This window comes from Dyella sp., from assembly GCF_035503745.1.
In the GTDB taxonomy this organism is placed as follows: domain Bacteria; phylum Pseudomonadota; class Gammaproteobacteria; order Xanthomonadales; family Rhodanobacteraceae; genus Dyella_B.
In genome coordinates this window covers 15,732-38,793 of the sequence record NZ_DATJTC010000037.1, presented here as the reverse complement: position 1 = coordinate 38,793, position 23,062 = coordinate 15,732, and the positions used below count along the sequence as shown (strand labels likewise).

Sequence of the window (23,062 nt, the reverse complement as noted above, 5' to 3'; positions counted from 1 at the left end):
CATGCGTTCGTCCCCTGCAGCACGAAGACGTAGCCTTCGCCCCATACGGTCTGCAGCCAGCGCGGCTGGCGCGGGTCGTCCTCGATGTAGCGACGCAGGCGCGAGACCATGACGTCGATGCTGCGGTCGAAGGCTTCATGGTCGCGGCCGCGTGCGATGGCGATCAGGCGTTCGCGGCTCAGCGTTTCGAACGGATGCGTGACCAGTGCGGCCAGCACGGCGAATTCGCCGCTGGTGAGTTTCACCGGCTGGCCTTCGTCCAGCAGCTGGCGGGTGGAAAGATCGAAGCTGAAGCGACCGAAGGCGATCGGCGCCTGCTCCAGTTGCGGCGCGCCGACCGGCGCGCGCGGGCGGCGGCGCAGCACGGCGCGGATGCGCGCGACCAGCTCGCGCGGGTTGCACGGCTTGCCAAGATAATCGTCGGCGCCGATTTCCAGCCCCACGATGCGGTCCACGTCATCGCCTTTGGCGGTGAGCATGATAATGGGAATGTCGATCCCTTCGGCGCGCAGCTCGCGGCACAGTTGCAGGCCATCGGCGTCGGGCAGCATCAGGTCCAGCACGATCAGGTCGATATGGTGCGCGGCCAGTTCGCGACGCATGGCGGCCGCGTGCGGCGCGCCATGGGCCTGAAAGCCCTGCTGGGTGAGGTAGCGCTCGATCAGGTCGCGCAGGCGCAGATCGTCGTCGACGACAAGGATGTGGGTCGTTTCCATGGCCGGACTATGTCGCGAGCGCCGGGGGGCCGACAAGCACCCTTTTTGCGCATTTGTAAGCAAATGTTTCTGGCGGCCGATCCGGCAACACATGCTCACATTCGGCCCGATCCGGAAACAACTTCGCGCGGCCCGCCGTGGAAGATGGGCGCCACGCAGCCGCCTGGCTTGCGTCTGGCCTACAACCACCTTTTCGGGAGCCCGTCATGTCCATCTCTTTGGTACTTCGCCGTGCATCGCAGACCCTGGCCTGCGTGGCCGTCCTTGCGGCCGTCAATCCGGCCAGCGCGCAGAGCCGCTTTCACGTCCACGCCGGCAGCGGCCCGCGCGGCACCGCCGTCGGCGGCGGTTACACCAAGTGGGGCAACGGCAGCGTGACGCACCAGGGCGCGCATGATGTGCAGGGCAGCAACGGCGCCAGCTATACGGGCCACAACAGCTTCACCGGCAATGCCAACGGCTCCGCGTCCAGCAGCCACCAGTTGAGCGGCACCACCGCGGCGGGCGGCAGCTACAGCAGCAGCGGCGCCTATTCGCGCAGTTCCAGCGGCGCGGTGACAGGTAGCTCGCAGACCAGCGCCAGCGGTCCGCGCGGTTCCTACGATGCCAACACCACCACCGCCAACGGCACCACCACCCACGACACCACCGCCACCAATGCCGCCACCGGCGTCACCTACGACGGCCAGACCACCTACACCAAGGGCCAGGGCTTCACGCACAGCGGCTCTTGCACCAATGCCAGCGGCGCGACCGTGTCCTGCGGCCAGTAAGCAACGGGGACGCCGGTCATGGAACACATGGGTCGCTCGCCGGTCTTTCTGGGCGTGATGGCGGTATGCATACTGCTGGAATGGTTCTGGCGGCGGCGCATCGCGCGGGTCGGCTATGACGGCGGCAACGCCTGGACGTCGCTGGTGATCGGCGTGGGCAACCTCCTCGCCGGTGCGCTGGCCGGCCTGGTCCTTGGCCGGCTCTATGCCGGCGCGGCCGCGCTCGCGCCCGTGCACTGGCCCATGCATAGCGCGTGGACGTGGCTGGCCGCCTTCGTGCTGGTGGAGTTCTGCTACTACTGGTTCCATCGCGCCAGTCATCGCGTGCGCTGGATGTGGGCCAACCATGCCGTGCACCACACGCCGGAGGAAATGACCCTGCTTTCGGCGGTACGGCTTGGCTGGACGCATCTGCTTTCGTTCGGATGGCTGTTCTACCTGCCGCTGGTGCTGGCCGGTTTCGATCCGCGCATGGTGTTGGCGCTGCTCGTGGCGGACCTGCATTACCAATTCTTTCTGCATACTGAAGCCATAGGCAGGCTGGGGCCGCTGGAGTGGGTGCTGAACACGCCCGCGCACCATCGCGTGCATCATGCTTCCAACGATGCATACCTGGATGGCAACTACGGCGGCGTGCTGATTATTTTTGATCGCATGTTCGGTACGCTGCGCACGCTGCGCGACGACGAGCCGATTCGCTACGGCCTGGCCCATCCGCTGGGCACGCTGCAGCCCTTGGCCGTGGCGCTGGGCGAATGGCGGCGTTTGTTGCTCGCCATGCGCGCCACGGCCAGCCTGCGTGGCGCGCTGAAACTGGCACTAGGGAGACCTTGATGAAACATAAGCTGCCTGTCGTAATAGCCGGCGCCCTGCTGATCGGGCTGATATCGAACTGCGCGATGGCGCAGGCACAACCGGGATTGTTCCGGGCGCGCCTGCTATCGATGCAACAACCTTCCGTGCCCGCGGGCACGCGCGTCATAAGCAACGTCAGCTACGGCGACGATCCACGCCAGCGCCTGGACGTATACGCACCGGCCGATGCCAGCCATGCGCCGGTGATCTTCATGGTGCACGGCGGCGCCTGGGCCTTCGGCAAGAAGACCTCGCCCGGCGTGGTGGAAAACAAAGTCGCGCGCTGGGTGCCGAAGGGATTCATCGTGATATCGATCGATTACCGCATGCTGCCCGATGCCGCGCCACTGGCCCAGGCCGACGACGTTGCCCGCGCGCTGGCCTTCGCGCAGCGGCACGCACGCCAATGGGGTGGCGATCCTGCGCTATTCATCGTGATGGGCCACTCGGCCGGCGCGCACCTGGTGTCGCTGATCACCACCGATACCGCCATCGCGCAGGCGCGCGGCGTGCAACCATGGCTGGGCACGGTATCGCTGGACAGTGCCGCGCTCGACGTCGTCAACATCATGCAGCAGCGCCACTTGCCGTTGTACGACCGCGCCTTCGGCAGCGACGAAGCGGGCTGGATTGCCGCCTCGCCCATGCAGCAGATGCACGGCCGCATCGTGCCCTTCCTGGCCGTGTGTTCCACCAGGCGCGAGAACTCCTGCCCGCAAGCGCAACGCTTCGTCGCCAAGGCCCAGTCATTGGGCTCGTCCGGCAGGATGCTGCCGGAAGACCTCACGCATGAGCAGATCAACGAGCAGCTGGGTACCTCGTCCGATTACACCGATAACGTCGAGGCGTTCATGCGCAGCCTGAATCCGGTAGTGGCCCATGCGCTGTCCGAACAGTGAAGGCGGCCGATAAAACCGGATACGGATCGCACCGGTCGCTTGCGTCGCATCCCTGGGCGCACTGCGGCTGGCGCACCGATTCATGGATGGCCATGCCCGCAAAAGCCCCACTTGCGCAAGCAGCAAAGCGTCCATGCACAAGTCCGCGCAAAGCGGCCTGTTGCTGCCGGCCCGCCGGGCCTGCAAGGCACCGGGCATTTCACCGGTCTATGCGCAGATCACGGCAAGCCTCGAGGCCATGGCCAGAAAACCCAATCGTCGCGTACCCGATCACTGCCCGGGATGATAGACGCGCGTCACGTGCCCCTTCAGCTCCTCCGGCCAGAAATAAACCTGGCGCAGGTTGCCGGTGACGTAGCGCTCGGCTTCGTCGTCGAAATGCGCCGAATCGGGGTGTCCGCTTTCGCCGCCGGCGGTGACGGCGCGCGCATGCACTTTGTCGCCAAATTCCACCACCGCCACGAAGCTGTTGCCGCTGTTGCCGTAATACTTGCGCGTGCCCGGCCAGCGATGTGCGCCGAACGAGGCCAGCGAACCCCAGCGCGATGAAGTGAATGGCACCGGGATACTGGGCTTGCTGTCGTCAAATGTGGGTGCAATAGCGTCATTAAGCCGCTGGAAGCGGTTGACCTCGCCCCACGGCACGCCCCAGCTGCCGAAGTCCTGCTGCAGACGGTTGGAGGCTTCCAGCAGGGCATCGAGCCGCGCTTTCGCACCGGCCTTCTGTGCCATCCGGTCGTACACCGACACGCCTTCGGCGTAGTCGGCCTTGTCCATCTTGTCCCACAGGATGTCGCCCCAGAACACCGCCAGCGTGGTGGGCATGGAGGTAACGCCCCAGCGATAATCCCAATGGCGAAGCAGGGCGATCTGGCCCGCTAGCTGGCGCTTGAGCGGATCGCTCGCGGGCAGGGCATCGTAGTCGGCCACCAGGATCGGAATCTGCCGCGCGAACTCGGGCAGGTAGGAATCGAAAGCGAGCGTGATCAGCGATGCCAGCGTGAAATCGCGTTGGCCGGTCAGCAGCATGGTGGCGTGGATACCGCGCGGATTCTCGCCCACGCTATCCATGTAGCGCGGGAAATCCTCGCGCCTGGGACTGTAGGGACCGGCTGCCGAATACGGCCAATCGTTGGTGTTCATCACCCAGCCGTTCGGCGGATTAAGCACGTGCGGCAGTTGGTCGAGCGGCGTGAGGCCTTTCCAATCGGTTGCCGGATTGCTGCCATCGACCGGCTTGGTGTAGTCGAAACGATTGTCGCGGCGCGGAATGAATTGCGGATGCAGATAGGCAATCTCACCCTTGTCGTCCGCGAACAGCGTGTTGTTGGACGAGTTGGCCTGCAGCGCGGCTACTTTCATGTAGCTGGCATAGTCGCTGGCCTTGGTACGCAGCCAGCTTTGTTCCAGCGCCTGCATTGGCTTGTTCATCAACGCGATGGCGATCCATTTGCCGTCCTGCTCGCGCACGATCGGGCCGTGGTGGGTGGCGTAGACGGTAAAGCTGCGCGTGGCCATCGAGCCGTCCGCCTTGCGATAAGGCACGTCGATCCGGCGCACGCTCACCGGCCGCAGCGCGTTGCCATAGCGATAGAACAGCTTGCCGTTCTGGTGCACGATGGTTTCGGCAAACTCGTCCACCGCGTCGGCCGTGGTGGAGGTGTGCATCCAGCCGATGTGCGGGTTGAAGCCCTGGTAGATGAAAAACTGTCCCCAGGTGACCGCGCCGTACGCATCCAGGCCCGCGTCGCTGGACATCTGCAGTTCCGAGCGGAAATAGAACGACGTGTGCGGATTGATCAGCAGCAAGGCATGCCCATCGGCGGTGAGCTTGGGCGCGATGGCGATGCCGTTGGAGCCGGAAGGTTCGACCCAGCTCGAGGGCGTGTTCACCACGGCCACCGTATCGCCGTCGTGTCCGTAGAACGACTGCAGCGGACCCAGCGCCACGCGCTCGATGTCGCCGCCGATGCTGCCTTCGCTGAAACTCAGCGCCATCCACGGCTCGAAGTGCTTGATCACACGTGGATGCACGTTCGGGTGCGTGGCAAGGTAATCGTTCAGACCGTCGGCCCATGCATTCATCAACGCCTGCAGCCAGTGTGGACTGGCGGCGTACTGGCGCTTGAGTTCGACCGGATCGATAAACAGCTTCATGCGCAGGTCGCGCCAGATCGCCGATTCGCCTTCCGCTTCGGCCAGTCGCCCCATGGCGTTGAGGTAGTTGGTCTCGACGCGGTTGAAGTCGTCTTCCGCCTGCGCGTAGGCCATGCCGAACACGGCATCCGCATCGGTCTTGCCGTGCACGTGGGCGATGCCCCAGTCGTCGCGCGTAATGGTGACGTCCTGCGCTTGGCGCTGCCAGCGGGCCGCTTCGCCAGTGTCCGCCCATGCGGGTGCGATCAAGCCGAGCGTCAACAGCAGCGCGGCGCCAAGCGTGCCGCCAGCGATGCAGCGGGTACTCCATGTCCCGCCAAGAACAAAGCACTTGCCGTTCGCGGCATATCGCATGACCTGGCACCCGTCGGACCCCGTAAGCGGACGATGCTAGCGAAGATAACCCGTGGATGTCAGCTGACATTCGTCCTATGGGAACGCGGCGACACGGCACTGGGTAAATCGCACCGGATCATCCGCTGCACTTGCATGGACACAAGCGCGGCCGGCAGCTTTACACGGGCAGGCATCTGCTTCAGGCTGCGCCCGTTTCCGGAGCGCGCGTTTCCAGCACCTCGCTCATCGAACGCGGCAATCGCCATGCTGCCAGGGCCGCGCCCGCATGCAAGGCGCAGAGCAAAAGAAACGCCCACGCATAGGCACTCAACGGCGATGCATGCGATGGCTGCGCGGCGAGGCGCCAGCCCAGCAGCATGGCGCACAGGGTGGTGAAGGTGGGGCCGCCCAGGCGCTGCGCGATATTGAGCGAGGTCGTCGCCATCGGCAGCTCGCTGCGTTTGACCGATGCATAGGCGGCCGAGATGGACGGAATGCCCACCGCGCTCTGCCCCACGCCACGAACGAACAACGCTATCGCCAGCACCACCGGATTGAGCGTGTGGTTGGCCAGATACAGAAACGGCAAGGTGCCCAGCAACGCCAACAGCGCGCCGGCGGTCGCCACGTTGCGAATGCCCAGCCGACCGGTCAGCGCACCCATCATCGGATAGGTGCAGATCATGCCCAGGCCCAGCGGCAGCAGCATCCAGCCCATCTCGCCGGGCGACCGCCCGCATGCGCGGATCAGGTAGATCGGCACCAGCATCTGCCCGGCGAACATCGCCCCGTTGGAGAGAAACTGTGTCACGGCAGACACCGGGAAAACGCCGTTCTTGAACAGCCTCAGATCGACCAGCGCCCGGTCACCCTTGCGCTGCGCCGTCCAAAGGAAAAGACCCAGCAGCAAGCACGCCACGAGCATCGCAAACTGCCCTGCGCTCGCGCCGATGCGATCGGTGGCGTAGAGAAAAATCGCCAGCCCCGGTGACAGCAGGGCTAGACCGACCCAATCCAGCTCGCGCCGCCGGGCCTGCTCGCGATCCTGCGGCAGAAAGATCGCCGCGAGCGCCAAGGCCAGTACGCCGACCGGGAAATTCAGCAGGAACAACCAGCGCCACGATGCATGCTGCAGGATCAGGCCGGCGATCACCGGCCCAAGAATCGGCGCGATCAGCACCGGCACCGCGGCATAGCCGATCACGCGCGCCATATGCCGTCCGGCCGCACGCGCCATCATCATCTGCGCCATCGGCGCAAGCAGTCCGCCGCTGATGCCCTGCAGGACGCGAAAACCGATCAGCGACGGCGCCGACCACGCCAGCCCGCACAAGGCCGAGCACAGCGTAAACGCCGCGAAACACCACAAATACACCGCTTTCGCGCCAATGCGATCGACCAGCCAGCCGCTCATTGGCAGCGCCAGCGTCAAGGCGAGCAGGTAGCCGCTGGTGACCCACTGGATGGTCGACAGGCCGGTATGCAAATCGATGGCGAGGCTGGAAAGCGAGACATTGGCGACCGTCGCGTCCAATTGCGCGAGGAACGAGCCCAGGATCACCACCGCCGTGATTTTCCAGATCGAGGGATCCAGCCGATCCGACGCGGGACGTGCTCCGGTGGCGGTCTTGGCATTCACGAATGCCCGGCCTGCAGGTTGCCGCCGTTGAAGCGGCCGAACCGCCTGGCCAGGAACAAGCTCATCGCCAACGCGCCCAGACCCAGCGCGAGGATCGACGGCGCATCGCGCAAGTCGAACTGTCCGACGCACAAAATCAGCAAGTAAGCGATGACGAAATTGACGAAGCTCCACAGCACGTTGACCGTGGATGAGGACAAACCTTCCCCGGGAGGACTGGCGAACGGCGATTGGAACGGACGTCCCATCGCACCGGCCACGAAGTGTGGAATGGCGTTGGCCAGGACGGCGCCGCCGAAGAAATAAGACAGCTCGTGAAGCCCGTTCACCATGATGGCATCCTCGTTCGACTGGCGTGCGGCAGGGACGGGCGCGCCGTTACGGCTCGCCCAGGCGTTTAATCAGCGGGATGGCGTCGATCAGTGTCTTCAGTTCGGCGGGTTCGAGCTTCGCCATCGCCGCGAGTAGCCACTGGCGCTTGGCGATCCCACGCTGGCGCCGCATGTGGGCGCCTTCATCGGTCAACGCAAAAAGAATCTGCCGGCCATCGGTCGGATGCGGCTGGCGCTTTACCAGCCCTTCCTGCTCCAGGCTGGCGAGAATGGCACCCATCGATTGCGGCTTCATCGCATCGGCACGGGCGAGATCGGCGGTGGTCATGGCGCCATGCTGATCCAGCCGCGCCAACGCGCTCAGCTGCGACAGATTGAGGTCATTCGGATTGGCCTGCGAACGCAGGCGACGCAGCAACTGGCCCACCGACGCCGTAAGTTCGGCGACGGCGGCTTCCAGGGCGGCATCGGGGCGGGGAGGTTTGACCATGGGGCCAATCTATAACTTGAAAGTTTAACTTGCAAGTTAAACTGATGATATGCCCGCCCCAACGTCGGCCGGCGGCCTTCCCTGCGGACCGGTGCGCCTGCGTTCGCCTAGACCGATTTCACCTCGCCGCCATCCATGCGCAGCATCGAGCCGGTCATCCAACGCGCGCCGGGCGAGACGAGAAAAGCCATCAGCTCGGCGATTTCTTCCGGCTTGCCGTAGCGCGCGATGCCGGCTTCGCGCGGAAAATGCTCGGTGGCTTCGGCCACGCTCATGTTGTGCAGCGGCGCCCAGTGCTCCAGGTACGAGCGACGTCGGCCGGTCATCACCGGGCCCGGCAATACGCTGTTGACCTGCACGCCATCGGCGATGCCGCGGTCGGAGAACGCTTTGGAAAGCGCGGCGATCGCGGCATTGATGGTGCCCACCGCGGCATACGGCGCCTTGGGGAAAATCGCCGAATTGCCGGAGGTGAACACCACCGAGCCGCCGCTTTGCTTCAACGCATTCCACGCCTCGATGGTCAGGCGCCGCGCGCCATGCAGCTTCAGCGCCATGCCTTCATCCCATTGCTCGTCGGTCATCTCGAACAGATCGATCTGCGGCACCGCGCCGGCGATATTGAGCAGTGCGTCGATACGGCCGAACGCCGACAGGGTCTGCGCGACGACGGCTTTCGCCGCCGCCTTGTCCGACAGATCCAGATCCAGCACCAGCGCCTTCGCGCCCTGGGCCTGGACCGCTTCGGCCGTTTCCAGCAACCGGTCGCGATGCCTCGCCACCAGCACCAGCGAGGCGAAATCCTTCGCCAGCCGCACCGCCGTGGCGCGGCCGATTCCCTGGCTCGCACCGGTGACTATCGCCGTTGAGTTGGACATGCGTTTCTCCCGATCCGGTTGTGATGGTCGCCATCAAGCCGCGAAGGTATCGACGATGGCCTGCGCGATCTCTTTGGCATGCGTTTCCAGCGCGAAGTGGCCGGTGTCGAAGAAGCGCACCTGCGCCGAGGGAATGTCGCGCTTGAACGCTTCGGCGCCCGGCGGCAGGAAGAACGGATCGTTCTTGCCCCACACGGCCAGGAACTTCGGCTGATGCTTGCGGAAATACGCCTGGAACGTGGGATAAAGCGCCACGTTGTTGCGGTAATCCAGGAACAGGTCCAACTGGATGTCGTCCGCGCCCTGGCGCGCCAGATAGTAGTTGTCCAACGCGATGCCATCGGGCGAAATCAACGATTCGTCCGCCACGCCGTGGACGTACTGCCAGCGCGTAGTTTCCGGCGCAAGCAAGGCGCGCAGCGCCTGGCGGTTTTCCGGCGACGGCGTTTCCCAATACGCGCGGATCGGATTCCAGCCATCGCTCAAGCCTTCCACATAGGCATTGCCGTTCTGCGAAATAATACCGGCGATGCGTTCGGGATGCTTCACAGCAAGACGGAAACCGGTCGGCGCGCCGTAGTCGAACACGTAAACGATATAGCGATCAAAACCCACCGCGTCGGTGAAGCGATCGATCACGTTGGCAATGTTGTCGAAGCTGTAGGTGAAGCTGTCGCGCGCGGGCATGTCCGAGAGGCCAAACCCCGGCAGGTCCGGCGCCACGATGTGGAAGCGGTCGGACAACTGCGGAATCAGGTCGCGAAACATGTGGCTGGAACTGGGATAGCCGTGCAGCAACAGCAGCTTCGGCTTACCGGGCGTCCCGGCTTCACGATAGAAGACTTTGTAGCCATCGACGTCGGCGTGGCGGAAACGGATAGCGCTCATGACAGATTCTCCAGGGAAATGACAGGATTTAGGGTGGCTTGCGGTTAGCGCCGCGTAAGCAAGGTGTTGCGGGAAGGGAAAGGCGCGCTTACGCCCCAACGTGCTGGACGGCCTCAAGAATCAACGCCCCGACTTGCTCGGGCGCGGTGACGCTGGGCACGTGATCGACCGGATAAGCGCGGATGCGCGCGTGCATGCGCTCGGCGATGAAGCGCTGCGTCTGCTCCGGGATCATGTGATCCTGCTCGGCCACCAGGTACCAGGCCGGCACGTGCTTCCACAGCGGCTCATCGACCGGAACGATGATGCAGTGAGGCGAAATCGGCAGTTGCGCGGCGGCCAGCGCCTGCTGCTGCGCCGGTGAGGCCTGCTGCGCGAACGCACTGGCAAAGGCTTCCTCGGGCAGCCAGATCCAGCCGTTCTCGTCGGGCGCCAGTTGCGGCGTCTTGTCGTCGTGCCCGAAGCGGTTGAACACCTCGGCCACCGTCTCGCCCTGGTCCGGCGCCAGCCCCGCCACGTAGACCAGCGCCTTCACGTTGGAATGCCTGCTCGCGCCGATCACCGCGCCGGAGTAGGCGTGGCCCACCAGCACGACCGGGCCCTGGAGCTTTGCCAGCGCCTGGTCCAGCGCGGCGGTATCGGCGGCCAGGGAAGAAAGCGGCAAACGGGGAGTAACCGCTTTGATGCCCTTTTCCTGAAGCAGACCGACCACCTTGTCCCAGCTCGTCTCATCCGCCCAGGCGGCATGGACCAATACGACCGTTGCAGTGTTTGTGTTCATTTTCATCCTCTCCCACGCGATTTGGACCTGAAAGTTTGGCGATCCGAGGGTTGAATTCCTCGTAACCGCCTTAATGTCGATGGAGAGGTTATTCCGTAATAAGTAACTTGTCAAGAGCGTTCAAGAAGGTTATTTTTGCCCTCAGGAGACTATCCCATGACCCAGCCCATGCCCGCCCTTTTCCTGGCCGACTCGCTCGGACTGGACTTCCTCAATTCCATCGCCACCCTGGCGGACACCCGCGTCGACTGGCTCGAAGACGGCGATGGCTTGCTCGATTGGCTGCGCCAGGCACGGCTGGTGCCGGACGATGCGATCGCGTCGATCCGGGCGCGCGCGATACCGGGCGAGATCGACCGCCTCGCCGATCAGGCGCGCGGACTGCGCGAGTGGTTCGGCGGCTTCGTGCGCGAGCGCAAAGGACATCCGCTGAAGGTGGCGGATCTGTCCACGCTCGAACCGCTCAATCAGTTGCTCAAGCGCGAGGAGGGCTATAATGAAATCGTGGCGCGTGAAAGCGACGCGTCATCGCCGCTGCAGCTGGCCCGTTCGCGCCGCTGGAGTTCGCCCGAAAGCTTGCTGCTGCCGATCGCCCAATCGCTGGCGCAACTGGTGTGCGAGGAAGACTTTTCGTTCGTCAAGGCGTGCGAAGGCCCGGCCTGTACGATGCTATTTGCCGATCACACGCGCGGACACGCGCGCAAGTGGTGCAGCATGTCGCTCTGCGGCAACCGCGCCAAGCAGGCCGCGCACCGTCAGCGCACCAAACCCGCGCATCACGCCGCCTGATTCACGCCGCGCCTGCCACGCGGTCGTGGTCCCGGCCGATGGCGATGCATTGATCGGCCACCGCCATCACCTCGGCGCGATGCGACACCACGATCAGGATCGTTTGCGGCAGGCGTTGCCGCAACATCGACAGCACGCAGATTTCCGACGCGACGTCGAGGGCACTGGTGGCCTCGTCCAACAAGGCCACGCGCGGCCGGCGCAGGATCACCTGGGCCAACAGCAAGCGCTGCAATTCACCGCCGGAAAGCTTGCTCGACGCACTGTCGATGGCCGAATCCAGGTCGCGCCCGGTTTCAACCAGCCGCCGTGCCAGACCGACATCGTCCAGCGCACTGAGCAGCGCTTCCTCACCCGCGTCGGGGGCCGCCCATAGCAGGCATTCGCGGATGGAACGCTGCCATGGCCGCACGCTCTGGCTAACGTAGGCGCCGCGGCGCACCACTTCGCCATAGGCATCGAAGTCGATGAAACGCCCGGCGATGCGCGCGGAAAATTCCAGCGGCGCGGCCATCCCCGCCAGCACATCGACCAAACTGCTCTTGCCGATGCCCGAGTCGCCGCAAATCAAGGTCAGCGTGCCGGGCGTGAGTACCATGTCATCGACCTGGAGCCGATCCAGCGGCGGCATCAGCCGCACGCGCTCGATGTGCAGCGCGTCCCCGGCGGCAACGCCATGCGGGCTGGCCTTCGCCGATGGCGGCCGATGGCGTTGCATGTAGCGCTGCCACAATTCGAACGCCGGCACCGCCGCGCGCAGCTGCTGGAAGCTTTGCCGCGTGGATACCAGGTAAGGCAGCAGGCGCCCCAGCAACAGGCACACGGCGATCAGCGAAGCCTGGTCGATGCCGCGCAGGCGATAGGCCAGCGCGAACATCGCGGCAATCCCCAGTGTCGCCAGCAGCTCCAGCATCAACCGGCCCGAGGCAATCAGGTGCAGCTGCCGCTGGTAGCCGCCGCGCAGACGTTCGGCAATGTCGCCGTGGCGCTGTTTTTCCGCCTGTTCTTTCTCGAACGAGCGCACGTGGCGCAGGCGGCGCGGAAAATCCTCGCTAAGCCAGAACAGGCGCGTGAGATCGGCAATGTATTGCCGACTCACCTGCGCCTGCTCGCGGCCGCCGATACGCGAGGCGATCAGGCCCAGCCCGGCCAGCACGGGTGCGGCCAATACCAGCGGGGGCGACACCCATAACGCGAAGCCGACGCTGACGGTGGCGGTCACGCCCGCTACCAGCAACTGCAGCAGCGCGTTGAAACCCTGGGTGATGATTTCGATGTTGTAGGTCAGCACGTTGGCGATTTCGGCCGACGTAGCGTCGGCTAGCGCAGCCAACGGCGCGTCGATCAAACGTGCATGCACGCCCTGCCGCAATTGCATGCCGTAGCGTCCGGCCAGCCGCGCGCCCTGCCGTGCCGCCTGCCAGCGCAACAGCGCGAAAACGACGCTGGCGCCGGCAAAGATCGCCGCGTGCACGTCGGTGCCGCCGCGCATGTCCAGCACACCGCCGCCCACGGGCAACGCGTGGCCGGGCTGCACCAGCGGTAGCAACAACAGCGCCGCAAGACTGCCCGCCAGCGCCGAACTCAGCGACAGCAGCACGTACGCGGCGATGCCCAGGGCGCCCACGCTTTTGAGCGTCGGCACGAAAGAACGCAGAACACCCGCCGGCGTGCCCGCCGTGCTCATACGCCCTCGCGGCCGCCCGGCCGGAGCGGCCGTGAGGGCGGTACAACCTTGTGCGAACTCAGAACCTCTCTCCTGCCGCATGGCACGCCGCCACGTCTGTAGGTACGGCGAGGGCGGCGGCAGGTTGCGTGCATCGCCGCCTAGTCGCCGAGCAGTTGCTGCAGCGCCTGGACCGATGCGCGCGGATGCGTGCCGCGGCATAACTGATACACGCCCACGCGCCGCAATGCGGCTTCCAACTGTGCCCAACCGGGCTGCATGGCGCCGTAGGGTTGATCGTGCGCCAGCCGTGCGGCGACATCGTGTTCGGGCATGCGCTGCAAGAGCGCACTTGCATCGCCGGTCGGCTGATTGCCGACGAATACCGCAGCCACGATTTCAGGTGGAGCGCCGGTCAGGTGTCCATGCCCAAGCCGCAAATCCACCTCGAATTTCTCCACTCCGCTGCGGCGCCGGATCACCGGCGATTCACTGATCCACTGACGCATGCGCAAGTCTTGTACCCAACGCAACGCGTCGGCCTGCAGATGCAGATAGTTGGCCGCGCCCGTCGCGCGCAGGCTATCGGGCTGCACGAATACGGCGTCTTCGGCCAGGAAATCCAGGCCGTGCAACAGGCTGTGCAAGGCAAGTGTGGACTTGCCCGCCCCGCTCGCGCCAAGCAGCAACACACCGCGCCCGTTGCGCCCCACGCACGCCCCATGCAGCGGCACCAGGCCCAACCCGCGCGAAGCCAGTGTAAACACCGCGAACTCGATCAGTTCGTAGCGCAGGTGATAAGGACGCCGCAGCATGTCCTGCGATGCCACCACCAGCGCCCTGCGCTGTTCGGGCATCAAGACGGTGTAGTTGCTCGCATCCATGATGCCGCACAACACGCCGCCGCCAGAGTGTGCCTGCACCGGCGGCGGCTCGCTCGCGCTTGCAACATCGCGCGTCGCCAGCCGCAGTTCGATGCGAAACGCCTGCGCCGGTCCCGGTAGTTGGTGTGCCGGCAGCTTGCCGTACGCTTGTTCGACCACATGCAGCAGCGCAACGCTGTCGCTCTCGAACAAGAAACGTCCGCCAAGAATGTGCTTGCGCGTGCAGAACGGCAGGCGCAGCCGCTCGCCGAACGGATCGGCGTGAAGGTCGCGCATGGGCGGGCCGAAATTCAAAGGGCTGGAGTTGAAGGCCATCAGGTGTCTGCCGATTCGAGTCCGGCCCTGTGCCGTGCGGCAGCGGATCCATCCGGGTCGATGTGCAGATAAGTGCGCTTTGCCGTCGCGAAGGTTGCGCCATGGGCCATTTCACCGTGCCAGGCAACCGCCGGCGCGCCCGCCGGCACTCACGGCAAACAGCGCGAACGCTGGCGCCCGAACCCCGCGCCAGGGCAGCGGATCCCGCGGCAAGATCAAGGTTCCTTCCCCATGCTCAAGATCCAGGTCGGCCACTCCTACTTTCTTACGTACGACCGCAAGCAGTGGGAGCGCGGCAAACCGTATCCTCCGCTCGCCACCTTGCACGTCGCCGCGTTGTTGCGCGATAGCGGCCACCAGATCACGCTGTTCGATGCGATGCTCGCCGACGGCGTCGAAGACTACGGCGGCGCCCTGCGGCACACGCAGCCGGACGTGGTGGTCATCTATGAAGACAACTTCAACTTCCTGACCAAAATGTGTCTTGCGCGCATGCGCGAGGCGGCTTGCCAGATGATTGGCCAGGCACGCGCAGCCGGCGCGCGCGTGATCGTTGCCGGCTCCGACGCATCCGACCAGCCCGACGCCTTCCTCGCCGCCGGCGCGCATGCGGTGCTGATCGGCGAAGGCATAGCGGCTCTGGTCGAACTGATCGCGCGGCTCGAACAGAACCCCCGCATCGATGCGGAACATTGGACGGCCAACATCCCCGGTGTCGCCACGCTGGTAAGCGAACAAACGCAAGTAACACGCATCGGCGTGCAGCCGCCCGATCCGCGCCTGGCGATCCGGCCCGCCTGGGACCTGGTCGAGGTGGAGCGCTACCGCGCGATGTGGCTCGCGCACCACGGTTATTTCAGCCTCAACATGGCCGCGTCGCGCGGCTGCCCGTTCCGCTGCAACTGGTGCGCCAAGCCGATCTGGGGCAATCACTACAAGCAGCGCAGCGCGCGGGACATGGCGGCAGAGATGACATATCTGAAGCGCGCATTCGGGCCCGACCATATCTGGATGGCCGACGACATCTTCGGCTTTCACGTCGATTGGGTGGTGGAGTTCGCCCAGCATCTGCTCGCCGCCGACGGCTCGGTGCCGTTCATCATCCAGACTCGCGCCGACCTGATCAGCGAGCGCATGGCCGCCGCGCTGAAGCAGGCCGGTTGCGCCGAGGCGTGGATCGGCGCGGAAAGCGGCAGCCAGCGGGTGCTGGATGCGATGACCAAGGGCACCAAAGTCGCCGAGCTGATCGCCGCGCGCGAACGGCTGGGGCGGCATGGCATCCGCGTAGGTTTCTTCATCCAGCTCGGTTACCTGGGCGAGCAGCTTCAGGACCTGCTGGCCACGCGCGAATTGATCGCCACCGCCGCGCCGGACGACATCGGCGTAAGCGTGTCCTATCCGCTGCCGGGCACCAAGTTCTACGAGCAGGTGAAAGCGCAATTGGGCGAAAAAACCCATTGGCAGGATAGCGATGATCTCGCCATGATGTTTCGCGGCGCCTACGACTCCCATTTCTATCGCAGCGTGCGCGACCTGATGCATGAGCAGATCACGATCCAGCAGGCACGACGCGACGCAACCTGCCCATCCGGCGAGCAGGCGATGGCAGAGGCAGAGCTGGATGCGCGCTGGAACGCTTTGCTGGCCACCGAATACCAGCATCGCACCGAACATGCGGCAGCGCCGCCGGCCACCACCTCCAGCCATAGCCGGCCGTTGCGCCATGTTGCCACCGCTCAAAACCGTTAAGGCCGGCCTGCGCCGCACCACCGAGGCGCTGGCGGCCGAACTGGCGCTGGCGCGGCCGGACACGCCGACGCCGTCGTGGAACAAGCTCGAATGGCAGCTCGCCTCGGCGGCGGCGGTAGCGCACGGCATCTCGCCGTTGCTTTCCCGGCGCTGCGGCTGGCAGAAAGCAGGCTGGCACGCATTTCTCGCCGCGCAGCGCGAGCACGTCGCACAACGCCAGCAACGCATCGCCGCGCTGCTGGCGCGCATCGATGCGCAGGCGCGCAGCACGGGCTTGAGTATCGTGCCCTTGAAGGGTTCGGCGCTGCACGCCATCGGCCTGTATGCACCCGGCGATCGCCCGATGGCCGACATCGATCTGCTGGTGCGCGAGGCCGATACCGCACGCGCTACCGCGTTGCTGGAAGAACTGGGTTACGTCGAATCGTTTGCGCAATGGAAGCACCGCACATTCAAGCCGGCCGACGGCGAGGCGTTCGCGGGCCTGGGCGAGCATCGGGATACGCCGGTGAATATCGAACTGCACACGCACATCCACGAGCGCCTGCCGGTTCGCACCATCGACATCACCAGCCGGATCTATCCACGCAAAGCGCATCCGGGTTTGAACACTTATCCTTCGCCCGGTGCGCTGATGTGCCATCTGCTGCTGCACGCGGCGGGCAACATCTGCGGCCGCAGCCTGCGCCTGATCCACCTGCACGACATTGCCATGCTGGCCAGGCGCATGGCCGCAAGCGACTGGGAAGCACTGTGGGACGAGCACGCCACCCAGGCGCCGTGGTGGGCGCTACCGCCGGTGCGGCTGGTCGCGCGTTACTACCGCGAGGCGATTCCCGCCTCGGTGCTGCGGCGCCTGGAGCGCGACAGCAACGTCGTGTTGCGCGCCGTTTCGCGGCGCCAGACCCTGACGCAGGTATCCTGCTCGGCGCTGTGGCTGCATGCGCTGCCGGGCATCGAATGGTCGCGTTCACTCGGCGAAGCGGCGCGCTGCATCGGCCACCGCATCAGGCCGACCGAGGAGGCGGTGAAGGAACGCGCCGATATGGTGCGCACGCAAGTTTGGCTTCAGGGACAAAGCTGGGTGACTTTGCATCATGGCCGCCGCATGCTGACCTGGCTGACCCGGCCGGTGCCGCGCATGGACACCTTGTACGTGGTACGCGCGGCGCTGGAGTCGCCCGCGCTCGCGATCTAGCGCACGGCGCGCAGACCACCCGCCTCGCCCGCCGCGACCAACTGGCGATAAAGCGCCTCGAACACGCCGGCGGTGTAGTCGGCATCTTCGGCGATGGCCCGGCGCTGCGCCTCACATGCCAGATGCAGACGCAGCTCGTCGCGGTCCAACACGTACTTGATCGCCTCGGCCAGGCCGCGCCAGTCGCCCACCGGCACCGCGCAGGCGGCGCGCGGCGACCATTCGGCGAAATGTCCCACCGCGGTGCCGACCGCCGGCACGCCCATCACCGCCGCTTCCAGCAACACCAGCGGGCCGGCTTCGTGCTGCGAGGACATCACCAGCAGATCCGCCGCCGCCATGAGCGGCCGCAGTTCGCGTTGCGTCTTGAAGCCGAGGAAGCGGACATGGCCTTGCAATCCAAGTTCACCGGCCAGTCGCTGCATGTCGCCCCCCAGCGTATCCACGCCGACCATGTCCATGTGGAAATTCACCCCCGCCTGCATCAGCAGCGCGAGGGCACGCAGCAGGGTCGGCTGGTCCTTGACGCGATTGAGACTGGCGACGTGGATCAGCCGCGCCTGCGCGCCGTTGCGGCCACGCGGAGCGATCGGCGGCCACTGTTGCAAATCCACGCCCAGTGGTACGCGCTGCGCCTGCACGCCGAGCGCGCGCAGCGACTCGATGATCGGCGCGCTTGCCGCGGTCACCGCGTCGGCGGCGCGCAGCACCAGCGCCTCGCGCAGGCGTCCTGCCCACCTTCGCCGTCCGCCGTAACCGATGTCGTGCAGCGCGACCAGCTCGCCGCCTGCGATGTGCACCGTAGCCGGCAAGCGCAGCCACTTGGCCATCGCCATGGCAAGCAAGCCGCAGGATCCTGAAAAAAAGGCATGCACCAGATCGAACGGCGCCCGGCGGTGCTCGGCGCGGATGGTTTGGAGGGCGCGCAGGCGCGTCCAGCCGTCGCCGATGTTGTGAATGGTGGCGCCGGCCAGTGACCAGCTTCCCGGCGCAGCCTCCTGCCGCAGCACGAATACGTGCAGATCGTGCACGCGCGCCAACCGCTCGATCAGCGCCAGCAGTGCGGGAATCACCCGCCGTTGGCCGCTGCGATCCACGCCGCCGGGCACCACCATGGCCAATTTCATCGTGCGCGCCTGCGCCGGCCATCGAGCACTTGCACATAGGCATCGGCCCATTGCCGCCCTACCGCTTCGAACGAAAGCGTGCCATCGAAATGCGCACGCACCCGTTCGGGCGACCGGCGAGTGCTCGCCGCATCGATCAATGCATCGGCCAATCGCGATGCGTCGCCGCACGGCCACAAGTGGCCGACCTCGCCGGTCAGCGCACGGAACGAGGGAATATCCGTGACCACCGGCGTGACACCACACGCCATCGCTTCCAGCAGCGCGTAGCCGCAGCTTTCGCGACGGCTGCCGGACACGAACATATCCGCCGCGCGCAGCAGCCATTCGATGCGCCGATGCGCCACCTTGCCCAGCAAATGCACGCGGCCGGACAACTGCCGGTCACGCTCGATACGACGCTGCACCGCAGGTAGCAGCGGCGCATCGCCGAATACGCACCACAGCTTCAGCCCCGGCAGTTTCGCCGCGGCCAGCGCGACGCCGTCGAGCACGGTCAGCGGGTCCTTGCCGGCATTCAGATGGCCGATCCACAAGATGCACGGATCGCCATACAGCCCGGTTTCCGCGCGCGCGCGTGCACGGCTGCCACGCGTGAAACGGCAGCTGGATTCGGGAATGGCAAATACCTGCGCGCGCGGATCGAGCAGGCCCGCGTCGGTGAACGGCCGTGCCAGTTCCGGCGCGGTGAACGCCACGCCGGATGCGGCCTTGTACCAGCGCCGCCACTGCGGCCGCCGCCACCACGGCGGCGGGCGGTTGGCGTGGTCCTGGAACACAATCGGGAGATTGGGCAGGCATTGCGCGATGGCGAACGCGTCGCGGGCGAAATCCAGCCCATGCACGTGCAGCACATCCGCCTTGATGTCCTCGAGCAGGCTGGCGAAACGACGGCCGCGGCCGGCCGCCGTGCCGGCGCCGCCGATATCGCTGAAGTGGTAGCCGATACCGTTATGCATCACGTGCAGCGGCTGCGCGGCCGCCTGGATCACGGACACGCGCGTGCCGGCGCTCGCCGCCGCTTCGGCCACGTCCACCAGCGAGGGCCATTGCCTGAACACCTCGCTTGCCGCGAGGCCTTGCGCCGTCGGTACGAAATTGATCTGCGCCACGTGCACGCTCAAAGCCCCGACACCTGCGGCATGCGCAGCTTGACCAGGCGATTGGCCAGCTCCAGTTCCCACGGCCGGTTGTAGCGGCGAGAGGTGTAGCGCCACGACGCGGCCACGCTGAGCGTGCGCTTGGCCCAGCGCGGCGAGCGCAGATCCTGCGCGGTGGGATAGCGGCAGCGCAACACCGTCACGAAGTCGCGGATGCGCCGGCGCATCTTGTCGGTGAGCCACGGCGCGTCGGCATGGCAGGCGTAATCGACCCAGCGTTGCTGCGTCCATTCCTCCGGCGTGGTGGGAAACATCACCGGCTCGCCATGCACATCGCGCAGCGGCGCGGATGGCCGCTTGCCGCGGTCCTTTTCGTGACGGCTGCTTTCGGGCAGAGGCGTGTAGACGTAGACAATGATTTCCGATTGCGGATTGATCCGCTTTAGCTCGCGAATGAACTCGAACGTAAGCTCGGTTTCTTCCTCGGTGTTCTCCGGCGGCCCGACCATGAACGACAATTCGGGGATCACCCCGTTGCGCCGGCACAGCTCGGCCACCTCAAGCGTTTGGTCCGGGCGCGTGCCTTTGCGAATGTCCTTGAGCATCTGCCCGCTGGACGATTCGGCACCGATGTAGGCCATGCGCAGGCGGCTTTGGCGTACCAGTTTCCACGAACTTTCCGACAGCTTCAGCAAGGCGTCCGAACGCGCGTAGCACCACCACGGCAGTTCGAGCCTGGCCATGATTTCCAGCAGCGGCACCATGTCTTCCTCGCGGTCGAAGAAGTTGTGGTCGAAATATTGGATCGAATCGGCGCCAAGCTCGTATTTGAGATAACTCAGTTCGCGCTCCAGCCGGGTGGTGGCCGGCACTGCGGTGGCACCGCCGAACATCGCCGCCACGCCGCAGAACGTGCAGCGAAAACGGCAGCCCACCGAGGCCTGATGCGCGGCGGTGCGGCGACCCAGGAACGTGCGCGCCAGATAGCGGCGGGGATCGCCAAGCTTGTCGTAGGGCAGCACCGCGCCCGGATCGGCGAGCGAGAAACCGCGGCCCGGGTTGTGCACGATCCGGCCATCGACCTTGTGTGACAGGCCGCCGATCCTGGCCAGCGCCGGTGCGTTGCCGCTGGCCAGCGCCGTCATCAGTTCCGGAAAACTTTCCTCGCCCTGGCCGCGGATGGCGTAATCGACGTAGGGCGCGCCCATCGCCGTGTCGGTGTAGAGGGTAGGAAAATAACCGCCCCACACAATCGGCATACCGGGAAAATGCTCGCGCACCGCCTTCGATACCGCGATCGACGGCGCCATCTGCGGACCGCCCATCACGCTGATGCCCACCGCATCGAAGGGGCGCTCGCTCAACGCGCGCAAGGTGTCGCCGACCACGTCGCGATCGACGTTGCCATCGATGATCCGGCAGCTGCCGCTCTTGTCCAGTGCGGCCGCCAGATGCAACAGCGACAGCGGGAAGCGCGCGCTGGATCGCGAGGTGATGGTAGGGTTGATCAGCAGCGTATGCGGGCGCGTCATGGATGCGTATCGGCGTAGGGAAAAGTCATGGCGCGCGGCGTAGCTGGAACACCAGCGCGACGGGCACGTCCAGCGCCCTGGGATCAAAATGCGCCTCGGCGGGAATGTCGTCCGGATCGAGCATCGGCTCCAGCACGCGCTCGATCTCAAGCCCCAGATTGGCGCAGGCGGCATGCCAGTGGCTGTAGCGATGAGCCTTGTGCCGCACGGCGTAACGTTGGCCGTCGCATTTGAAATCGCGCAGCCAGCCCAATGCGTGGCCGATCGGATGCACGTCGCTGCACAGCAGCGTGCCGCCGGGACGGGTGACGCGGCTCAGTTCGGCCAGCGCCTGTTGCAGATCGTCCAGGTGCCCGATCACCAGGCCGCACACGGTGAGATCGGCCCACGCATCGGGCGTCGGCAAGGCCTCCAGGCTGCCCTGTACCAGGCTTACCTCGGCCTGGGAACGATGCTCGCGCAGGGCCATCGCCGCGTATTGCAGCATCTGCACCGACAGATCCACGCCTTTCACGCGCGCCGCGCCGCGGCTCAGCGCGTGCAGCATGTAGCGGCCGCTGCCGCAGCCGGCATCGAGCACGGTTTGTCCGTGCATGCCTGCGGGCATCAGCGCGAGCATCGCGCGCTCCTCGGCCCGCATCACGGGGTTATGCGCCTGCGCCGGATAATGCGGCGCCCACAAGGCATAGGCTTTCGCCGGTGTGAGGATAGGTGTCTGCGACATCAGTAATACCGAGCCTCCATCGCCCGATCGTGCGCCTGTGCTGTGGCGGGCACGCTGCTTTGCAAGCCCGGTTCGAGCGCGATCAGCGCAGGCTCGGCCAGATGCCCGGCGAGCAGTTTCGGCTTGCCGTCCAGCATCACCGGCACCGCAGGCACGCCCGTCACCGCGAACCATTCGGCGAAATCGGGATCGGCGATCTGCGGTACACCATCGCGCACCACCGCGCGAATCTGGCTACGCGCGATGCCGACCAGGCTGCGCGCGGCATCGCCGCCCAGATCCTCGACGATGATCACATCCGCATGCGCGCCGGGCTCCAGCACGCCGCGCGCGGGCAGGCGCAGGATGTTTGCCGCCTGCGTGGTGACCAGTGCGAGCAGTGACGCGGCGCCCAGTCCGCTGTTGTCGAGCACGCCGCGCAACTCGTCCAGCAGGTCGCGTGCGCCGCTGAGGCGCGAATCGCTGGCCAGCGCCAACCTGCCCGCTTCCCACAGGCGCCGCGGATCGAGCGTGCGTCCAAGCAGCGCGCGATTGCTGCCGGGACACCACACCACCGCCGCGCCGCGGGCGATCACGCGTTCGATATCCGTCTCGCGCAGGCCCACGCCGTGGATGAGCACACTGTTGGCCGCCAGACAACCCAGCGCGTCCAGTTGCGCAAGCTCGGCCTGCGCGGTCGCATCGGTGCCTTCGGCCAAGTGGATCATCCATGGCCGCGCCGTGGGCGTTGCGGCAAAACTCGGCTGGACCGGCGGCCCGTATCCGGGCCAGCCAAGCGCATAGCTCCAGCCGTAGTCGCGCAGCAGCGCCACCGGAAAGTCCGGCGCGTCGAACACCGCATGCCAGGGATCGTGATGCGCCACGCACGTCGTGCCCGCCAGCAGGTTTTTCAGTGCGCCGTGGCGCAGGCGCAGCGCCTTGGGCAGGCGTAGCGCGGCCGCGACGTCATCACGCAGGAAGTGCGCCTGGAACGCCTCGATCCACTCATAGCTGTTTGCAAAAGGCGTCTGCGCCGGCAGCGGCGGTACCGCATTGACATGCAGGTGTTCGTGCGCATTGATCAGTCCGGGAAAAATCAGGTGATCGCGCAAATCCAGCTGATACGCCCATGCCGCGCGCGACGCGGCGATGCGCCCGGCGCGGATCGGCAAGGTGGTGCGCGTCGCCCCGGCCGGCGTCGCCACTGCCGCATGGCAGAGGCTGGCATGTGTTCGTGCCGACGAGGTGTCCATGC

The 23,062-nt window shown here is 65.8% G+C and carries 21 protein-coding genes; 6 read left to right on the top strand and 15 right to left on the bottom strand.

Features of this window, described 5'->3' with window-relative positions; all coding sequences use genetic code 11:
• A partial coding sequence (gene ompR / locus VME63_RS15150) for a two-component system response regulator OmpR (protein WP_325434184.1) occupies positions 1-716 on the bottom strand: 716 nt, incomplete at its 3' end.
• Positions 717-922: 206 nt separating this feature from the next.
• Here ompR and VME63_RS15145 point away from each other — a divergent pair.
• Genes VME63_RS15145 through VME63_RS15135 form a run of 3 tightly spaced genes read left to right on the top strand, consistent with a single transcriptional unit; the run spans position 923 to position 3,243 of the window.
• Positions 923-1,489: a hypothetical protein gene (locus VME63_RS15145; protein WP_325434183.1), complete on the top strand. Its 567-nt coding sequence runs from the start codon at positions 923-925 to the stop codon at positions 1,487-1,489.
• 18 nt (positions 1,490-1,507) lie between these two features.
• Entirely contained in the window at positions 1,508-2,323 is an 816-nt protein-coding gene (locus tag VME63_RS15140) for a sterol desaturase family protein (RefSeq protein WP_325434182.1), read from the top strand.
• On the top strand, positions 2,323-3,243 hold the full coding sequence (locus tag VME63_RS15135) for an alpha/beta hydrolase (protein WP_325434181.1): 921 nt from the start codon (positions 2,323-2,325) through the stop codon (positions 3,241-3,243). The genes VME63_RS15140 and VME63_RS15135 overlap by 1 nt, the downstream gene beginning before the upstream one ends.
• A gap of 270 nt (positions 3,244-3,513) precedes the next feature.
• Here the strand turns inward: VME63_RS15135 and VME63_RS15130 are convergent, their stop codons facing one another.
• From VME63_RS15130 to VME63_RS15100, 7 genes are all read right to left on the bottom strand, one after another.
• Complete coding sequence (locus VME63_RS15130; RefSeq protein WP_325434180.1) at positions 3,514-5,754, bottom strand: penicillin acylase family protein; 2,241 nt, start codon at positions 5,752-5,754, stop codon at positions 3,514-3,516.
• Between the two features lie 181 nt (positions 5,755-5,935).
• Positions 5,936-7,375, bottom strand: a complete 1,440-nt coding sequence (locus VME63_RS15125; RefSeq protein WP_325434179.1) for a DHA2 family efflux MFS transporter permease subunit — start codon at positions 7,373-7,375, stop codon at positions 5,936-5,938.
• Positions 7,372-7,707 carry a hypothetical protein gene (locus VME63_RS15120; protein WP_325434178.1) on the bottom strand — a complete coding sequence of 112 codons (336 nt, stop codon included), beginning with the start codon at positions 7,705-7,707 and terminating at the stop codon, positions 7,372-7,374. Before VME63_RS15120 ends, VME63_RS15125 begins: the two co-directional genes overlap by 4 nt.
• Before the next feature lie 46 nt (positions 7,708-7,753).
• Positions 7,754-8,197: a MarR family transcriptional regulator gene (locus VME63_RS15115; RefSeq protein ID WP_325434177.1), complete on the bottom strand. Its 444-nt coding sequence runs from the start codon at positions 8,195-8,197 to the stop codon at positions 7,754-7,756.
• Positions 8,198-8,304: 107 nt separating this feature from the next.
• On the bottom strand, positions 8,305-9,075 hold the full coding sequence (locus VME63_RS15110) for an SDR family oxidoreductase (protein ID WP_325434176.1): 771 nt from the start codon (positions 9,073-9,075) through the stop codon (positions 8,305-8,307).
• A 33-nt stretch (positions 9,076-9,108) separates the two neighbouring features.
• On the bottom strand, positions 9,109-9,963 hold the full coding sequence (locus VME63_RS15105; RefSeq protein WP_325434175.1) for an alpha/beta hydrolase: 855 nt from the start codon (positions 9,961-9,963) through the stop codon (positions 9,109-9,111).
• An 88-nt stretch (positions 9,964-10,051) separates the two neighbouring features.
• A complete protein-coding gene (locus VME63_RS15100; RefSeq protein WP_325434174.1) occupies positions 10,052-10,744 on the bottom strand; it encodes an alpha/beta hydrolase in 693 nt (230 codons plus the stop codon).
• Positions 10,745-10,900: 156 nt separating this feature from the next.
• Between VME63_RS15100 and VME63_RS15095 the strand changes: the two genes are divergently transcribed.
• A complete protein-coding gene (locus VME63_RS15095; RefSeq protein ID WP_325434173.1) occupies positions 10,901-11,533 on the top strand; it encodes a CGNR zinc finger domain-containing protein in 633 nt (210 codons plus the stop codon).
• Between the two features lies 1 nt (position 11,534).
• Here VME63_RS15095 and VME63_RS15090 read toward each other — a convergent pair whose 3' ends face one another.
• Together VME63_RS15090 and VME63_RS15085 are read right to left on the bottom strand one after the other, a co-directional pair.
• Entirely contained in the window at positions 11,535-13,220 is a 1,686-nt protein-coding gene (locus VME63_RS15090) for an ABC transporter ATP-binding protein (RefSeq protein WP_325434172.1), read from the bottom strand.
• Positions 13,221-13,360: 140 nt separating this feature from the next.
• Positions 13,361-14,398 (bottom strand): serine kinase, encoded by a 1,038-nt coding sequence (locus VME63_RS15085; protein ID WP_414648275.1) that lies wholly within the window; start codon positions 14,396-14,398, stop codon positions 13,361-13,363.
• A gap of 231 nt (positions 14,399-14,629) precedes the next feature.
• On the opposite strand from VME63_RS15085, the gene VME63_RS15080 reads away from it, so the two are divergent.
• Complete coding sequence (locus tag VME63_RS15080) at positions 14,630-16,147, top strand: radical SAM protein (RefSeq protein WP_325434171.1); 1,518 nt, start codon at positions 14,630-14,632, stop codon at positions 16,145-16,147.
• Positions 16,122-17,345 (top strand): nucleotidyltransferase family protein, encoded by a 1,224-nt coding sequence (locus tag VME63_RS15075; RefSeq protein ID WP_325434170.1) that lies wholly within the window; start codon positions 16,122-16,124, stop codon positions 17,343-17,345. The genes VME63_RS15080 and VME63_RS15075 overlap by 26 nt, the downstream gene beginning before the upstream one ends.
• Here VME63_RS15075 and VME63_RS15070 read toward each other — a convergent pair.
• Genes VME63_RS15070 through VME63_RS15050 form a run of 5 tightly spaced genes read right to left on the bottom strand, consistent with a single transcriptional unit; the run spans position 17,342 to position 23,060 of the window.
• A complete protein-coding gene (locus VME63_RS15070; protein WP_325434169.1) occupies positions 17,342-18,472 on the bottom strand; it encodes a glycosyltransferase family 4 protein in 1,131 nt (376 codons plus the stop codon). The two genes, VME63_RS15075 and VME63_RS15070, sit on opposite strands and share 4 nt — an antisense overlap.
• The gene (locus VME63_RS15065) at positions 18,469-19,596 is read right to left on the bottom strand and encodes a glycosyltransferase family 4 protein (protein WP_325434168.1); all 1,128 of its coding nucleotides are present in this window, start codon (positions 19,594-19,596) and stop codon (positions 18,469-18,471) included. The genes VME63_RS15070 and VME63_RS15065 overlap by 4 nt, the downstream gene beginning before the upstream one ends.
• Positions 19,593-21,104, bottom strand: coding sequence for a B12-binding domain-containing radical SAM protein (locus VME63_RS15060; RefSeq protein ID WP_325434167.1), 1,512 nt, complete (start codon positions 21,102-21,104; stop codon positions 19,593-19,595). The genes VME63_RS15065 and VME63_RS15060 overlap by 4 nt, the downstream gene beginning before the upstream one ends.
• Positions 21,105-21,129: 25 nt before the next feature.
• A complete protein-coding gene (locus VME63_RS15055; RefSeq protein ID WP_325434166.1) occupies positions 21,130-21,828 on the bottom strand; it encodes a class I SAM-dependent methyltransferase in 699 nt (232 codons plus the stop codon).
• Positions 21,828-23,060 carry an amidohydrolase family protein gene (locus tag VME63_RS15050; protein WP_325434165.1) on the bottom strand — a complete coding sequence of 411 codons (1,233 nt, stop codon included), beginning with the start codon at positions 23,058-23,060 and terminating at the stop codon, positions 21,828-21,830. The genes VME63_RS15055 and VME63_RS15050 overlap by 1 nt, the downstream gene beginning before the upstream one ends.
• Between the last annotated feature and the right edge of the window lie 2 nt (positions 23,061-23,062).

Coding starts and splice junctions, on each gene's coding strand:
- VME63_RS15145 (WP_325434183.1), top strand. CDS start 923: ATGTCCATCTCTTTGGTACTTCGCCGTGCATCGCAGACCCTGGCCTGC.
- VME63_RS15140 (WP_325434182.1), top strand. CDS start 1,508: ATGGAACACATGGGTCGCTCGCCGGTCTTTCTGGGCGTGATGGCGGTA.
- VME63_RS15135 (WP_325434181.1), top strand. CDS start 2,323: ATGAAACATAAGCTGCCTGTCGTAATAGCCGGCGCCCTGCTGATCGGG.
- VME63_RS15130 (WP_325434180.1), bottom strand. CDS start 5,754: ATGCGATATGCCGCGAACGGCAAGTGCTTTGTTCTTGGCGGGACATGG.
- VME63_RS15120 (WP_325434178.1), bottom strand. CDS start 7,707: ATGGTGAACGGGCTTCACGAGCTGTCTTATTTCTTCGGCGGCGCCGTC.
- VME63_RS15115 (WP_325434177.1), bottom strand. CDS start 8,197: ATGGTCAAACCTCCCCGCCCCGATGCCGCCCTGGAAGCCGCCGTCGCC.
- VME63_RS15110 (WP_325434176.1), bottom strand. CDS start 9,075: ATGTCCAACTCAACGGCGATAGTCACCGGTGCGAGCCAGGGAATCGGC.
- VME63_RS15105 (WP_325434175.1), bottom strand. CDS start 9,963: ATGAGCGCTATCCGTTTCCGCCACGCCGACGTCGATGGCTACAAAGTC.
- VME63_RS15100 (WP_325434174.1), bottom strand. CDS start 10,744: ATGAACACAAACACTGCAACGGTCGTATTGGTCCATGCCGCCTGGGCG.
- VME63_RS15095 (WP_325434173.1), top strand. CDS start 10,901: ATGACCCAGCCCATGCCCGCCCTTTTCCTGGCCGACTCGCTCGGACTG.
- VME63_RS15090 (WP_325434172.1), bottom strand. CDS start 13,220: ATGAGCACGGCGGGCACGCCGGCGGGTGTTCTGCGTTCTTTCGTGCCG.
- VME63_RS15085 (WP_414648275.1), bottom strand. CDS start 14,398: ATGGCCTTCAACTCCAGCCCTTTGAATTTCGGCCCGCCCATGCGCGAC.
- VME63_RS15080 (WP_325434171.1), top strand. CDS start 14,630: ATGCTCAAGATCCAGGTCGGCCACTCCTACTTTCTTACGTACGACCGC.
- VME63_RS15075 (WP_325434170.1), top strand. CDS start 16,122: ATGTTGCCACCGCTCAAAACCGTTAAGGCCGGCCTGCGCCGCACCACC.
- VME63_RS15070 (WP_325434169.1), bottom strand. CDS start 18,472: ATGAAATTGGCCATGGTGGTGCCCGGCGGCGTGGATCGCAGCGGCCAA.
- VME63_RS15060 (WP_325434167.1), bottom strand. CDS start 21,104: ATGACGCGCCCGCATACGCTGCTGATCAACCCTACCATCACCTCGCGA.
- VME63_RS15055 (WP_325434166.1), bottom strand. CDS start 21,828: ATGTCGCAGACACCTATCCTCACACCGGCGAAAGCCTATGCCTTGTGG.
- VME63_RS15050 (WP_325434165.1), bottom strand. CDS start 23,060: ATGGACACCTCGTCGGCACGAACACATGCCAGCCTCTGCCATGCGGCA.